Origin of the sequence: Acinetobacter sp. NIPH 2100 (assembly GCF_000369805.1) — a bacterium.
GTDB lineage: Bacteria > Pseudomonadota > Gammaproteobacteria > Pseudomonadales > Moraxellaceae > Acinetobacter.
Genome location: NZ_KB850224.1, coordinates 2,161,290 through 2,175,365 on the forward strand (window position 1 = coordinate 2,161,290; position 14,076 = coordinate 2,175,365).

At 39.9% G+C, this 14,076-nt stretch carries 19 protein-coding genes; 3 read left to right on the forward strand and 16 right to left on the reverse strand.

The window, feature by feature from the left end; all coding sequences use genetic code 11:
* Window positions 1–15: 15 nt before the first annotated feature.
* Entirely contained in the window at window positions 16–585 is a 570-nt protein-coding gene (locus F887_RS07880; RefSeq protein ID WP_005294632.1) for a TetR/AcrR family transcriptional regulator, read from the reverse strand.
* A gap of 249 nt (window positions 586–834) precedes the next feature.
* Between F887_RS07880 and F887_RS07875 the strand changes: the two genes are divergently transcribed.
* Window positions 835–1,752: a LysO family transporter gene (locus F887_RS07875; RefSeq protein WP_005294635.1), complete on the forward strand. Its 918-nt coding sequence runs from the start codon at window positions 835–837 to the stop codon at window positions 1,750–1,752.
* Between the two features lie 13 nt (window positions 1,753–1,765).
* Here the strand turns inward: F887_RS07875 and pyrF are convergent, their stop codons facing one another.
* Both pyrF and F887_RS07865 read right to left on the reverse strand, forming a co-directional pair.
* The gene (gene pyrF, locus F887_RS07870) at window positions 1,766–2,446 is read right to left on the reverse strand and encodes an orotidine-5'-phosphate decarboxylase (RefSeq protein WP_005294638.1); all 681 of its coding nucleotides are present in this window, start codon (window positions 2,444–2,446) and stop codon (window positions 1,766–1,768) included.
* A gap of 113 nt (window positions 2,447–2,559) precedes the next feature.
* The gene (locus F887_RS07865; protein WP_005153422.1) at window positions 2,560–3,108 is read right to left on the reverse strand and encodes a helix-turn-helix domain-containing protein; all 549 of its coding nucleotides are present in this window, start codon (window positions 3,106–3,108) and stop codon (window positions 2,560–2,562) included.
* 89 nt (window positions 3,109–3,197) lie between these two features.
* Between F887_RS07865 and F887_RS07860 the strand changes: the two genes are divergently transcribed.
* Together F887_RS07860 and F887_RS07855 are read left to right on the forward strand one after the other, a co-directional pair.
* Window positions 3,198–3,854 carry an AzlC family ABC transporter permease gene (locus F887_RS07860; RefSeq protein WP_005294640.1) on the forward strand — a complete coding sequence of 219 codons (657 nt, stop codon included), beginning with the start codon at window positions 3,198–3,200 and terminating at the stop codon, window positions 3,852–3,854.
* Window positions 3,851–4,177 (forward strand): AzlD domain-containing protein, encoded by a 327-nt coding sequence (locus F887_RS07855; RefSeq protein ID WP_005294643.1) that lies wholly within the window; start codon window positions 3,851–3,853, stop codon window positions 4,175–4,177. Before F887_RS07860 ends, F887_RS07855 begins: the two co-directional genes overlap by 4 nt.
* An 83-nt stretch (window positions 4,178–4,260) precedes the next feature.
* Here the strand turns inward: F887_RS07855 and F887_RS07850 are convergent, their stop codons facing one another.
* From F887_RS07850 to F887_RS07790, 13 genes are all read right to left on the reverse strand, one after another.
* Window positions 4,261–4,626: a lipopolysaccharide assembly protein LapA domain-containing protein gene (locus F887_RS07850; protein WP_005153427.1), complete on the reverse strand. Its 366-nt coding sequence runs from the start codon at window positions 4,624–4,626 to the stop codon at window positions 4,261–4,263.
* Window positions 4,627–4,640: 14 nt separating this feature from the next.
* Entirely contained in the window at window positions 4,641–4,943 is a 303-nt protein-coding gene (locus tag F887_RS07845; RefSeq protein ID WP_005153429.1) for an integration host factor subunit beta, read from the reverse strand.
* Between the two features lie 156 nt (window positions 4,944–5,099).
* On the reverse strand, window positions 5,100–6,782 hold the full coding sequence (gene rpsA / locus F887_RS07840) for a 30S ribosomal protein S1 (RefSeq protein WP_005053831.1): 1,683 nt from the start codon (window positions 6,780–6,782) through the stop codon (window positions 5,100–5,102).
* A 115-nt stretch (window positions 6,783–6,897) separates the two neighbouring features.
* The gene (gene cmk / locus F887_RS07835) at window positions 6,898–7,578 is read right to left on the reverse strand and encodes a (d)CMP kinase (RefSeq protein WP_005294646.1); all 681 of its coding nucleotides are present in this window, start codon (window positions 7,576–7,578) and stop codon (window positions 6,898–6,900) included.
* A gap of 9 nt (window positions 7,579–7,587) precedes the next feature.
* Window positions 7,588–8,028 carry an SRPBCC family protein gene (locus tag F887_RS07830; RefSeq protein WP_005294649.1) on the reverse strand — a complete coding sequence of 147 codons (441 nt, stop codon included), beginning with the start codon at window positions 8,026–8,028 and terminating at the stop codon, window positions 7,588–7,590.
* Window positions 8,029–8,094: 66 nt separating this feature from the next.
* Window positions 8,095–8,604 carry a tRNA adenosine(34) deaminase TadA gene (tadA, locus tag F887_RS07825; protein ID WP_005294651.1) on the reverse strand — a complete coding sequence of 170 codons (510 nt, stop codon included), beginning with the start codon at window positions 8,602–8,604 and terminating at the stop codon, window positions 8,095–8,097.
* Window positions 8,605–8,609: 5 nt separating this feature from the next.
* A complete protein-coding gene (locus tag F887_RS07820) occupies window positions 8,610–9,734 on the reverse strand; it encodes an enoyl-CoA hydratase/isomerase family protein (RefSeq protein ID WP_171067358.1) in 1,125 nt (374 codons plus the stop codon).
* Complete coding sequence (gene ung, locus F887_RS07815) at window positions 9,731–10,444, reverse strand: uracil-DNA glycosylase (protein ID WP_005294654.1); 714 nt, start codon at window positions 10,442–10,444, stop codon at window positions 9,731–9,733. Before ung ends, F887_RS07820 begins: the two co-directional genes overlap by 4 nt.
* A gap of 45 nt (window positions 10,445–10,489) precedes the next feature.
* Complete coding sequence (locus F887_RS07810) at window positions 10,490–11,086, reverse strand: 6-pyruvoyl trahydropterin synthase family protein (protein WP_005294657.1); 597 nt, start codon at window positions 11,084–11,086, stop codon at window positions 10,490–10,492.
* Between the two features lie 107 nt (window positions 11,087–11,193).
* Window positions 11,194–12,168 (reverse strand): type II secretion system minor pseudopilin GspK, encoded by a 975-nt coding sequence (gspK, locus tag F887_RS07805; protein ID WP_005294659.1) that lies wholly within the window; start codon window positions 12,166–12,168, stop codon window positions 11,194–11,196.
* A 17-nt stretch (window positions 12,169–12,185) separates the two neighbouring features.
* Window positions 12,186–12,917 (reverse strand): type II secretion system protein GspJ, encoded by a 732-nt coding sequence (locus tag F887_RS07800; protein WP_005294661.1) that lies wholly within the window; start codon window positions 12,915–12,917, stop codon window positions 12,186–12,188.
* The gene (gene gspI, locus F887_RS18330) at window positions 12,914–13,528 is read right to left on the reverse strand and encodes a type II secretion system minor pseudopilin GspI (RefSeq protein ID WP_081401642.1); all 615 of its coding nucleotides are present in this window, start codon (window positions 13,526–13,528) and stop codon (window positions 12,914–12,916) included. Before gspI ends, F887_RS07800 begins: the two co-directional genes overlap by 4 nt.
* Window positions 13,518–14,066: a pilus assembly FimT family protein gene (locus F887_RS07790; RefSeq protein ID WP_005153451.1), complete on the reverse strand. Its 549-nt coding sequence runs from the start codon at window positions 14,064–14,066 to the stop codon at window positions 13,518–13,520. Before F887_RS07790 ends, gspI begins: the two co-directional genes overlap by 11 nt.
* Window positions 14,067–14,076 lie beyond the last annotated feature (10 nt).

Below are 14,076 nucleotides of genomic sequence, written 5' to 3' on the forward strand. Positions count from 1 at the left end.
GATCAGTGTCTGGACTTAGGCGCTGATCAGAATATTTAATGCTTTTAAAATTGCGTCCAATCTCAGTTGAAACTTCTCTCGCCCACCATAGATCAACTCACTTTGTAAGGCATCAACAAAACTCATGCAAACACGAGCCAAAGCCAAACTATCCAGTTGATACTTGTGCTCTACTAAACTTGAGTGTTGAATTGCTTGAGAAAATACCTGTTCTAGCTCTGCCATAAAAACATGCATCGGCCCAATTACCTGATCATATAAATGTACAGGCGGGCTAATTAATGCATTCATCCAAAACTGAACCCCGTAAGATGCATCAAAGCGCTGCTCGATACTTTCAAAGTAATGACGTAATTGCTGCTGGATTTTTTCTCCGCCTTGCAGAACAGTCTTGGCATGCCCCAATTCTTCATCAATCATGATTGGAATGAGACTGAGATAGAGTTCATCCTTGTTCTTAAAATGTGCATAGATCGAAGGCTTTTTAATCCCCACATCCGTCGCAATTTCATTTAGAGATGTTGCTGCAAAGCCCTGTTTTGCAAAACGTTCTAATGCCACTTTTTGAATCTTAGCTGCTGTCACAAATCATCTACCTCTGTTACTGCTAAAAGTATATTTCAGCTCACCTCATATTCATAGCAGAATAAGCCCTTGTATTTATAACTATCTTTTCAAGTGACAATACATCAATCAATCCTTTACCAAGCAAAATGACCTTCGTTTATGGATATCGGTTCTGCTTCAAAACTTTCTATATCAAATGATATATAAATCTATTCAAGTATCAGATTTCCCTGCATAATAAATCAGCACTTTTAACACTCAGATTGTATGACCTCTCTTGTTTTAATCTTACAAATTTTTATCTGCCTAAGCTTAGGCTATTTTTTAGCCCCACATCTTTCACAAACACTTAAACAATTCGTATTTAAAATTCTTCCTTATTTTTCCTATATTTTGCTGATTAGTGTGGCTTTTGAACTCACTCAAGCGCTCAACCATATTGACCATCCTGCTGCCATTCTCCCGCCAGCCCTACTGATTGCCTTTACCACGTCAATTGGTTCTTTTTTCATTTGTTTAATGACTTATAAGCTGATTGATCGTCAAAGTGTACAAGGGAAAATTTCTTTACACCTTTTTCTAAATGCATTGAAGAATATCGGCAAAGCCTTTTTAGCGTTAGCAGTCGGGATTGTTTTAGGCATGCTTGTGAATGCCTCAGAACTTCAAATGACCTTTAATAGTTGGTACTTGTTACTGGTTTTTATCTTTTTAATTGGTGTTGAGTTGGCTTTCACCCAATTTGATCGTAGCTGGTTAAGCTGGAAAATTCTATTGGTTCCCGTGGCAGCATTTGTTGGTTCATGCTTGGCAGCGCTGTTAAATTATTTCATTTTATCCAATGACTATGGTCTCAATGAAGTGATGGCCTTAGCTCAAGGCTATGGCTGGTATTCGATGTCGGGGATTTTATTTACGGAATTGCATTCAGCCAAATTGGGTGGAATAGCCTTATTAACCGACTTGTTTAGAGAAATCTTTGCAATTTTATTGATGTATTGTCTTGGCTGGCGCTTTCCACGTTCTGCAATCTCAAGTGCTGGGGCAACCTCAATGGATGTTACCCTTGCAATGGTAAAGCAATCATGTGGCACACATTATGTCCCACATGCCATGATGAGTGGATTGATCTTATCGCTCATCGCACCACTCTTAATCAGCTTATTTCTGAGTATGAAATTTTAAAAATTTGACTGCATTAGATGGAAGCCAAAATTGATTTCAACATCTCAGTTGGATTTTCAGCTTTGGTAATTGGACGACCGATAACCAAATGCGTTGAGCCGTCTTGGATTGCTTGTTTTGGCGTTACGATACGTTTTTGGTCATCTGCATTTGAACCCTCTGGGCGAATACCCGGTGTTACCAATGCAAACGTTTGACCTAACATTTCACGAAGTATTTTGGCTTCTTGTGCTGAACACACCACACCATCCAATCCACTGTCTTGAGTCAGTTTTGCTAAACGCTTTACATGTTCAACAGGTTCGATATCTAAACCTAGATCACGAAGGTCTTCACGACCCATTGAAGTCAAGACAGTGACTGCGATCAGTTGCGTTTGATAGTTACCTGCTTTGAGTCGCTCAACACAGGTTTCCATCATCCTGCGACCACCTGAGGCATGTACATTCACCATCCATACACCTAGATCCGCGGCAGCACATACCGCTTGAGCAGTGGTGTTTGGAATATCATGGAATTTTAAATCAAGAAAAACTTCAAAACCTTTATCTTGCAAGTTCTTAACGATTGATGGACCTTCATGAGTAAAAAGCTCCTTGCCTACTTTGACACGACAAAGTGACGGATCAAGCTGATCTACAATAGTTAAGGCGTCATATTGGCTTTTTGCGTCTAGGGCAACAATAATACTCACGAATCTAGTTCCATCACATAAAAATCGGCTAATTATAAAGTGATTAATAAAATGAACAAAGCAAGAAAGTCATCATTATGAAAAAAAGCTTTTCCAAAATGATAAAATGATCTCTATCTTTGCTCTGATATCAAAATCGCTCTGGTATCTACTTCTAAGGCTTCAAAGATATGCGCTTGATCTGCGGGATAACAAATATAATCCCCTTCATTCAGGACAATAGGTTCTGCAATCAAACCCACTTTTGCTCGCCCTTTCATCAGAATAATATGTTCAATACTACCAATCGGATGTGGCTGACTACAACGCGGCTCACCAGGTTGTGTTGTTAACATATATACATCACGTCTAGCACCCGTTGGGCAATTGGCCAATAAGATTGCTTGATAGTGAGCAATTTCAGAACTTACCGATGGGCCATCACCAAAACGAATCACTTGTGTTTGTGTAATATTCGATTCCATTAATTTCGCAAATGGAATATCTAAAGCAACACATAAAGCCCATAAAGTTTCCAGACTTGGATTCCCTTGAGCTGCTTCCAATTGGGAAAGCGTCGATTTCGCGATTCCCGCTCGGCGAGCCACTTCGGCTAATGATAGTCCAGACTTCTGTCTTTCTCTTTGTAAGCCTTTCGCAACAATTTCAATTGGCAAAGTCATATAACACCATAAAAAACGAATGTTCGTTTTGACGAACGATATAAAATTAATCTATTATATCGTACGTTCGTTTGATATAGAAAACAAAGATGCAAGATAAAGAACGATTTAATCTAATCAAAGCCATCATACTAATTTCGATTGCAACTGGAATTGTCGGTATTTCCTTAGGCTCTGTTGCTGCGAGCTTTGATGTACCCTTGTGGATTCCTTTGCTGTTATCACTTACTGTACTCGCAGGTGCCGCAGAATTTACGTTTATTGGTATGATTGCAACGGGCGCAAATCCGATTTTCGCAGCTTTGACTGGCATATTAATCAATTTACGCCACCTACCATTTGGGTTATCTGTTGCAACATTTATTGAAAAAAATGCTTATCGATTTGTTGCCTGCCATATCATGAATGATGAAAGTGTCATGTTTGGATTGAGCCAGCAAGATGATCAAGCCAAGCAAAAAGCGTATTGGATGTGTGGAATAGGGATTGCTATTCTTTGGCCGATTGGTGTGCTTATTGGCTATCTATTGAGTAAAAACATTCCAGATATTTATGCATTTGGTATTGATGCCGCATTCCCAGCCATTCTGTTCGCCTTAATTCTCCCAATGCTTAGAAATAAAACCACTCGTCATCGTGTGCTTTTAGGCAGCATACTGTCCTTGGCATCTATCCCCTTACTACCAACAGGCTTACCTGTACTCGTTTCCATGTTAGGTCTACTGTTAAAAGGCAAGTCAAAATGAAATATAGTGAAAGTTATATCTTTATTGGAATTATTGTACTTGCCCTTGGTACGTATTTGATTCGCTACTCAGGTTTTTATCTCGCCAATCGCATGACCTTCAAAGAACAGCATAAACAACTTCTTGCTGACTCCGCTTGCGTACTGCTCTTTACCTTGGCTATCTTTAATACTCTTTTTACAGAAACCCATTTTAGTGGCATCAGTAAAATCATTGGTGTTTGTGTCGCAATCATTTTCGCATGGAAAAAATATTCACTGATTGTTGTTATTCTAGTGGCGATGTTAATGACTGCAAGTTTAAGATATCTCGGTTTCCCATAAAAAATAGCCCTTTAAATCAAATAAAGGGCTATTTCTTTGGATTATAAAATCTTCAGACTTTACAACCCTCAAAATATTCTCAATTACAGTGGAGTACGAGTTTGACTCTCAGGATTAATATCCAATACTGTTTTTTCATGTCTCACACTTGCAGCAGCTTCTGCGGCAGCTTGTTGTGCGAGCTGAATTTGCTCTTTGCGAAGATGATCAATATCTTTACGAAGTCGTTTAATTTCCCAACTGGTTTGGAAAACTCGGAAAACTTGAACACCAAGTAATAAACCAACCACAATACCTAATGCTAAAGTCAATAACAGGAGAAGACCTAAACGCATTGCTGGGACTTGGGTAAATAATAAATCTACTTGTAATTCAGCTGGATTTTGAAGAACCAAAGCGAGTGAATAGCCAAAAATGGCAACAAGTAATGCAATTAATACATAACGCATAAACACCTCAATTCTTATTCACCAGATTCGTTTACTGCATCACGAAGTGCTTTACCAGGTTTAAAGTGTGGAACTGCTTTCGCTGCAACATCAACAGATCGACCAGTTTTAGGGTTACGTCCTAAACGTGGCTCACGGTGATGCAAAGCAAAACTACCAAAACCACGGATCTCAATACGATCGCCACTTGAAAGTGCTTCGATCATTTGATCAATCATAATCTTAACTGCATCTTCAACTAAAGGCTCAGCTAAGTGTGGGTTTTTTAGTGCAATCCGTTCAATTAAATCAGATTTATTAAGTGCTTCAGTAGTCATCGATGACCTCTTTAATTATTGCTACTTTTCAATGTTTTTAATAATAACCTGTTTAAATACAAAACGGTAGCGCAGTATATAATTACTACGCTACCGTTTGCAGTATTTTTGTATAAAAAGTACGTCTCTGTTACAAGAAACGTACCTTTTAACAAATTACTTCATTTGAGCTTTAATTAAGTCACCAATAGTCTTAGGACCATTGCTGTCTGCTGGTTGAGTTGCAGCAGCTTGACGAACAGTGTTCACTGCTTCTTTCTCTTCAGCTTCGTCTTTCGCTTTGATAGACAAGTTGATAGAGCGAGATTTACGATCAACATTGATGATCTTCGCTTCAACTTCTTGACCAACTTCTAAGAATTTAGTTGCATCTTCAACGCGATCACGGTTGATTTCAGAAGCTTTAAGAGTCGCTTCGATGTCATCAGCTAATTTAACTGTAGCACCTTTAGCATCAACAGCAGTCACAGTACCTTTAACTAAAGCACCACGTTCGTTCGCAGCTAAGAAGTCATTGAATGGATCGCTGTTTAATTGCTTGATACCAAGGCTGATACGGTTACCTTCAGCGTCTACAGATAAGATAACTGCTTCAACTGTGTCACCTTTCTTGTAACGACGGATAGCTTCTTCGCCCTGTTCGTTCCAAGAAATGTCAGACAAATGTACTAAACCGTCGATTCCACCAGATAAACCGATGAAGATACCGAAATCAGTGATTGATTTGATCGTACCAGAAACTTTTTCGCCTTTTTCATTTGCTTTAGCAAACTCTTCCCATGGGTTAGCACGAGTTTGTTTGATACCCAATGAAATACGACGACGTTCTTCATCAACTTCAAGAACCATAACATCAACTTCATCACCAATCTGAACAACTTTAGATGGGTGGATGTTTTTGTTTGTGTGGTCCATTTCTGAAACGTGTACTAAGCCTTCAACGCCTTCAGCGATTTCAGCAAAACAACCGTAATCAGTTAAGTTAGTTACACGCGCTTTAACGATAGAACCTTTAGGATAACGGTTCATGATCGCTAACCATGGATCTTCGCCTAATTGCTTAAGACCTAAAGATACGCGGTTACGCTCACGGTCAAACTTAAGTACTTTAACTGTAACTTCTTGACCAACTTCAACAACTTCTGAAGGGTGTTTGATGCGCTTCCAAGCCATATCTGTGATATGTAGAAGACCATCAATACCGCCAAGATCAACGAACGCGCCGTAATCAGTAAGGTTCTTGATAGTACCTGTAACTGTTTGACCTTCTTCAAGTTGAGCAAGCAATGCTTCACGGTCAGCTGAAGATTCAGCTTCCATAACTGCACGACGAGATACAACAACGTTGTTACGTTTAGCATCAAGTTTGATTACTTTGAACTCTAACTCTTTACCTTCAAGGTGAGTTGTGTCACGGATAGGACGAGTGTCAACTAAAGAACCTGGTAAGAATGCACGTACAGGACCGATGTCAACAGTGAAACCGCCTTTAACCTTACCAGAGATAACACCAGTAACGATTTCGCCGTCTTCAAAGATTTTCTCAAGTTTAGTCCAAGTTTCAGCACGTTTCGCTTTTTCACGTGATAAAACAGTTTGACCCATACCGTTGTCAAGTGCTTCAACAACTACGTCAACAGTATCGCCAACTTGAACTTCAAGTTCACGTTGTTCATTTAAAAATTCAGCACGGTCAACTACGCCTTCAGATTTAAGGCCAGTGTCAACAGTAACCCAGTCAGAATCGATACTAACAACAGTACCTTGGATGACTGCACCCTTTTCAACGTTGAGGTTTAATTCACTTTCTTCAAAGAGGGCTGCAAAAGATTCGGTCATGATATACCTGATAAAGTCCGCGGTCTTGGATCAGACAAGGCCGGTTTAGTTAAGTTGTTACATTGTCCAAAAAATCTGATCAAGCAATGCTTCAACTGATAAAAAAATTGTGTATCTATTTTATACGGCTATTGATATAGTCAACCATCAACTGAAACACTTCATTGATGCCTATTGTAGAACTATCAATGACATACGCATCATCAGCGGGCTTGAGTGGAGCAACTGTACGCTCCATATCTCTTTTATCTCTAGCCTGTATGTTAGATAAAATGTCGCTTATTTTAGCATCAAGACCCATACCCTGCAACTGTTTTACGCGTCGCTCTGCTCGAGACTCTGCCGATGCTGTTAAATAAATCTTGGCTTGAGCTTCTGGAAAGATCGATGTTGCCATGTCACGACCGTCCGCAACCAATCCTGGTGCTTGAATAAATGCACGCTGGCGTGCAAATAATGCTTTTCTTAATTCAGGAACGGTTGCAACTTTAGACGCATACTCTCCCACTTGTTCAGTACGAATGGTCTGGGTGACATCAACACCTTCCAGAAGAATCTTTGTCGCAGCGTCTGAAGATTTAAACTCGATATCCAAATGTGTAGCATATTCAACACATTCATCTAAATGTGCATCAATTTGCTCCAGCAAACCGCGCTGGAACAATGACAATCCAAGTAAACGATATAACGCACCAGAATCTAATAAATTAAAACCATAATGTGCGGCAATTTTTGCAGCCAATGTTCCTTTGCCTGAACCACTTGGACCATCAATCGTAATTATATGAACTGTCATTCCCATCTCTTATGAAGCAACTGATTTGGCTAATTTTGAAAAACCTAGTGTAATCGCTGCTTTGAGTTGTGCAAGAACTAATTTGCTTACTAAGGGCGCTTTTGCCGTAAATTCAATCTTATAAGTGACTAAAGTAATAAAAGGAGTGATTTCTTTAAAATCAATTTGCCCCAAATGATGCTTCACCAAAGGGTTGTTGATTAATTTATACTCAATACGTTTATTTTCTTCCAATAAAGTAATTTCTTCTTGGAGTGGTTTGATTGGACCAAAGCCCATACGACGAACCGAGCCAATACCATCAGGACGTTTAGGATCAGCAGAGTCTTTGACACGTACAACCTGTAAAGGTGCAAATGCCTTGTTATAAGTGGCATGTTTTGACAGCAAGTCAAACACTTCAGAAATCGGTGCATTAAATTCTTTTTGTATGGTGATTGCATTACGCATAAGTTCGCCTTTTGATGTGACCCAAAATCATCGGAGGCTTAGTTTGCCACAACTCATGAGACATTTTTAATCATTTAAGGACGTTTTTGACGAACGGATTTTCTTCTTTTCATGTCTTCTTTGCTTAAAAAAAGCACTCAATTGCAATGAGCATTGTTCTTGCAAGCAACCTTGTTCAAAAACAAATTTATGATTGTAATAACCACTGTCGAGCAATTGTCTAGCACTCACCAATGAACCTGCTTTAGGTTCGGTCGTCGCAAAAACCACACGCTGAATTCGTGCATGAATTAATGCCCCCACACACATGGTACAAGGTTCGAGTGTCACATAGAGCGTAGTATCTTCAGGCAACCGGTAGTTATCCAAAGACTGGCAAGCAGCACGTATAGCCTGTATTTCAGCATGTGCCGTTGGATCTGACAATTTAATGGGCGCATTGTAGCCAGCACCAAGTACCTGTCCATTACTCACCAAAATTGCCCCGACGGGTATTTCACCCTGTGCTGCAGCTAATGCAGCCTGCTCATAGGCAAGCTGCATCCAATATTCATCATTACGATTTTCTGAACTCATCACAATCAGGCAATGACACCGTATTGCTTTAATAACGCATTCCAGCTCTCAATATTGGTCACTGGAGCACAGTCACCCAAAATACCTTTTAAGCTCAATTGCTCGGTTGCTTTCCACTCTGGTGACAAATCTTTATCAACCAAACGAGCACGCACACCTTCGACAAAGTCTGGATGACGGATCTTCCAATCAGAAATTTGTGCTTCTAATGCAAACACTTCATCCCATGCATGACCTTGTTTGCCCCATTGCCATAACAGCCATGTGATCGCAGCTGTGCTTGGAGAGCCTTTCTGCAAGTTCTCGCTGGCTTGGCGCAACCAATCACTACTCGCATCACTTAAACCAATAATAGATTGATAGTCATATTCAAAGCTTTGTCCACGACAGACGCTATGAATCACATCAATTGAGTTCTGTAATGGTCCAGAGGCAACTGGGCGATGCAAACTATTTAAAGTGTCATCAATGGCTCTGAATGCACCCGCTGGATAATGATTCCAATCTACATTCAAAACTTTCTGAAGCACATTGTCACGTTGCGCTTCACAGATGTGTGTTGCCCAACCAATACTAAATGCGCCAGCGGCAGTCATGATTGAACCTGTTAAGCCAGTGAACAAGCCGATCTGACCACGATCAGCCAAGAAGCGACTCGCACCGACATCTGGGTATAAACCAATATTGATTTCAGGCATCGCCAAACGTGAATACGGCGTAACCAAACGGAATGGTGCAGCCATGAACAAGCCTAACCCACCACCCATCACATAACCTTCACCCCAGACGACAATCGGTTTGGCGTAATTATGCAACAGTAAATCAAGCGCATATTCTTGCTGGAAGAATAGGTTCGCAGCATCAACTTCCTGATTAATCACCAACTGGCGTAATTTGCGAACATCACCGCCCGCACAAAATGCTTTTGGTGTTGTTGAATCAAACCAAATCGCTTTAACGGTATCATCTACATGAAAATCTTCGAAAACTTGAAGTAGAGCACTTACGATTGGCTCATCTAAAGCATGCAAAGATTTAGGTCGATTAAGACGAATGATTCGCCAACCGTTTTTTGCATGTTCAATAACTAAATCTGGATGATAGCTATTTAAATCAGGAGAAGTCATTATGCGTCCAATTGCCAGTCTATAGGCTCAATGCCATGTTGTTTCAAATATTGATTGGTTTTAGAAAATACTTTACAGCCAAAGAAACCACCACGGTTCGCAGCAAGTGGTGATGGATGCGCTGCTGTTAGAACAAGGTGTTTATTACGGTCAATACGTTGCCCTTTACGTTGAGCATAAGCGCCCCACAAAATAAACACGATATGTTCACGCTGTTCATTTAATACATCAATCACTGCATCAGTGAAATCTTCCCATCCCTGTTTCTGATGTGAGGTTGGTTGTCCTGCTTCTACCGTTAGTACACTGTTCAGTAACAGTACACCTTGTTCAGCCCATTTGCTCAAGTCACCATGACGTGAAACAGGCACAGCTAAATCTGTATGCAACTCATGGAAAATATTACGTAAAGATGGCGGTAATGCAACCCCTCTTTGTACCGAAAAGCTCAAACCATTGGCTTGATTCGGACCATGATAAGGGTCTTGTCCTAAAATCACGACTTTAACACCCGTTTGTGGCGTGGTATTCATCGCGTTAAAAATCTGTTTACTTGGTGGATAAATCGTTTTCTGTGCAAGTTTTTCTTGCTGTAAAAACTCACGCAAATTATCCATTTTTTGACTGAGCAAGAACTCTGACAATGAAATTTTCCAAGACTCGTCCAACTGAACTTTACTTAATTTGTCCTGTTGCTGTTCAGTAAATTGCATCCATATTCCTTGAAAATAAGTTCACTCACCTGAGTGAAAAAGCACTCAAATATTGACTTGTAATTCTACGTTTGGATTTTGGAACTTGATTCCTTTTTTCAGGTTTTCATACATCTGAACATCACTCCATTCAGCCTGTACTTGTTCTGAAAATACGATTTGATCCAGACTTAAAGTACCCATTTGCGCATTATCAATATCTTCTTGAAAGCTTTGAGCGTAGCCCGTATCGGTCTCGTGTACAATCACCGAATAAACTTCAACATCACCCTCACCATTTTGAGTCGTTGTTGAGTTTAATACCTGCTGAGCAAGATAAAAGAAAATACGCGAAAACTGTTCTGCCGAAGGCGAAACGGGTAAAGCAATCCAACGTGCACTAAATGTTTTACATGCATCGATATAAGCAGGATCATCTTTCTGCCAAAAACAAATTGCATGATCAAAACTATCATACAATTCTTTGATCACGCCTTTGAGTAAGCCGAAATCATAAACCATTTGTCCGTGATCGAGCTTTGACGCTTTTAATAATAATTCAACTTTATAACTATGCCCATGAATCGAACGCTTACAGCGATCCGATGTACAGTTACGCACAATATGAGCATTTTCAAACTTAAACAATTTTCGAATTAACATGCACCAAGCTAATCTTTATCTGCAAACGGATTTTATTATAAAGCAAAAAAACGTGCATTGGGATTGATTTTAAATCTTGTCACCATTTGATAAACCAATATTAAAAGCTACTGAAATGGTGAAAGACTTCTTGAATATACAAAGACTTGCTTATCTTTTCGGATCAAAGAACTTGTAAATTGCCTTTTTCGTTCGCTTAAAACAACCTCAATTTGTGCAGTAAAATAATTGGACTTGCTATCCAACAAAGCAACGGCATCAGTTTTATTTTGCTCTTCTATCCCAGAAAAAGCATTTAATTTCCACAAATCATCAACATTATTAAAATAGGTCAAATTCGCTTGCTTGGTTTTAAGCTCTTGCTCCACTGCTTTGATATCAACTTTTGGATCAATACTGGCAAGCAATAATGCTGGTGCGGTATTCATATTCACTTTCGTTTGTTCAGGCAATGCAGTGACATAGGGCTTAATTAAGTCGTAATTTTTACCCTCAAATCCCCTCACCAGTTTTAATTCTTCAACACTGTGAAACTTGGTGTTTGGGGCCAAATATGCAGGATCTAAACCTTGATAATAATTACTCTCAGCCCCCATTGCACCTGTAGTTTCATCATCGACATCTTGCCAATCAATCACGGCTTGACTCAACTCTGCTGGCAAGCCAACACGTTGCAGTAACTTTTCAAACCAACGTCGAGCAGAATCATCCACTTGACTGCCATCTGCTTTCACCAAATTATTAAGATTGAATTTGCCTGATTCATCCATTAAACGTCCAGAAACAGAGCCATCCTCAACCGGAAATGGAGGCATAGGCTTGGCCCAATTCTCTTGCAGGTGATCAATACTGCTTCCATTATCACTATCTTGAATCAAGAGTTCAGAAAAAAAGGCTTCAGCACTTTTTGCATACAATAAAGATTGATCTTGACGCATCAGATACCCTGTATTTTCAGAGGTATTGGTTTGTCGTTTAGCAATGGTCGCTGCAAGAATGGTTGCCAAAGCCACCATGACAAGAATGGTCAATAATGCAATGCCACGCTGAGATGTTCCATAACTTTGAGCCTTTTTAATCACGGGATATTGCCTCTTGCTCATTGTGTAGGAAGCTCAGTGGGACTTGGAGAATTTGATCTATCTTTATTATTTGGTGGATTTGTGCTTCCACCCGTGCCATTTGAATTTCCTATCGCCTGCAAATACACCTGTGTATTCAACAAGCTATAAATCCATTCATAATCTGTACCCGCAAAAGTTAACTGTATCTTTATACCCAGCGGTAATTTTTTCAATTCAGCAATATTGCTTGGATCACTATTTTCGGGCCACTGCGTCAATTCTTGTGGATTCAAAACCATCACTTTAAATTGATCTACATTTTCCAATAATGTACTTGATACAGGCTGTACACGATTCGGAATATTGAGATTTGAATATTTCAACCGATATACTTTCTTCTGTGCTGAATCATAGCGATATTCAATACGTTCATAAGGTGACAGCCCTTGCTTCAATGGATCTGAAACACCAGCCTTACTAAATATAAAACTTCCATTATTTAAAACCAAAGCTGCTTGCAGTTGCCTGCCATCATTGGCGGTCAATGGAATGATTTGCAGGCTATCTCTTAAAACCTGCTGATAGGCATCTTGCAATGCAAATAGGTGTAACTCATGCTCAGCATTACGATCTTTTACTTTTAATAAATAATCAAAAACCTTCCAGCCCAACATAGAAAGTACTGCAAAGATTGCAATTGCAACTAGTAACTCAACCAGAGTAAAGCCTGAGCGAGGTGAAACACCATGCTTGTAATTATACTTCATTGTGTTCTAGCCTGTGCCGGATAGTTAAAGAACACAAGATTGGTAATACCTGCTTCAACCTTACCTTGCTCATTATTAAACAAGCTGACTTGCAATTCGATACGCTGTATCTTGGGACTAATCGTGGATTGGGCTTTTTTGTCAATTTGCCAGGTTTCACCTTGAGAGGTGACTTGTTTTGACTGTGTTCCTTCCAGCCATTCCTGATTGATTTCCATCATAGCGACTTCATTCATACCCACAAATTGCGCTTTGGTCCGCAAGATCGCATTGGACGTTGATTGTGTGTATTGCATAGCGACTTTGGTCAGAGCAATCGCTGCAACTGCAAAGATCGCCAGTGCAACCATCACTTCAAGCAATGTAAATCCTGAGACACGATTAAATCGAGCAACGCTCGATCGTGTCGCAAGGCGAGAAGCTATGCTTTGAGTTACAACTGGATTAGAGAAACAACGTTTCTCCCTGAGAAGCTCAGCTTCGCAAGATGACGGAGGGCTATACTCAAAGTGAGCAGGTCTCCCTGCTGCAAGACCGAAAGCTCTGCTTCGAGTGCAAAGGTTCACCTTATAAGACGGCAAAGCACGATCTTCTGAGTATTTAATTTTCATCTATTTTACCCAAGTGATCTAATGCAAACTCATGGCCAATGGGTTGTTGCTCATAATAGAACTGGATCCGAACAGGTTTTACCTCGCCATTCCCAAACCAAATCAACTGAGGAGCTCTGCCGCCCAATAAGTCTTCATTTTTTGCTTTGTTATAGTTTTCAGCATCTAAGCTTTGAATACTAAAAGAAACACGATCTGGTAATTGACGTGTTTTAAATTCTTTATACAGTTGCCAAGTGCGATCAGCCTGCTGAATTTGTTCACGGCTTTGGTCATGATATTCAAATAAATTATAACTAAATGGTGCAACATCAGTGGCATTTTGAGTATTTAAAGCAAAGACCTTGGCTTGATCAGTCGCTTCTTTATTAATTTTTTTGAGATCTAGAATAAACATCTCTCTGGCTTGCATCGCTCGGCGTTGATCGACCCCACCAATATTTAAGACCACCAAAGATGCCATGATGGTCATAATGACAATCACCACCATGACCTCAATAAGCGTAAAACCTGTTTGTAATCTCTGTGGTGATTTCATTCTATTTTCG